Below are 429 nucleotides of genomic sequence, written 5' to 3' on the forward strand. Positions count from 1 at the left end.
GCCTTCTACACCCGTTGCCGTGATTTCCAATGGGACTTTACCGAATCAGACCGTGCGGACAGGCAGTCTGAAAGATTTAGGCTTGTTGGCCGCCGAAGCGGAGCGTCCGGCTTTAATGGTAATTGGCGAAGTGGTTGCCCTGCGCAATGAGATGAAATGGTTCGGAGAAGGTATCGAATATTTCGAAGAAGCCGCGTAAAGAGAATGGATTAAATCAGGCCGTCTGAATATTGGTTTCAGACGGCCTTGCCTTATTTAAAAGCTTGGCAATATTGCTGATAACGTTCTGCCAGTCCGTATAGAATGAGTGCGGTCAGCCCCCAGATGTCGTAGTGTTGGAAAGGCAGGGCGGGGAGGGCGAGGGTTTGATTGTTGTGATGAAGTTGACGGAATGTATAGTTTTGCAGGTTTAAGGCACAATCCAAAGGC

Annotated in this window: 1 pseudogene; it reads left to right on the plus strand. The window is 49.2% G+C overall.

The features are described 5' to 3' along the window. Positions 1-199 (plus strand): annotated as a pseudogene (locus ACTHUR_RS21740) (siroheme synthase CysG); the annotation flags it as partial. Between the last annotated feature and the right edge of the window lie 230 nt (positions 200-429).

The sequence above is a fragment of the Neisseria sp. P0021.S007 genome, from assembly GCF_051956855.1.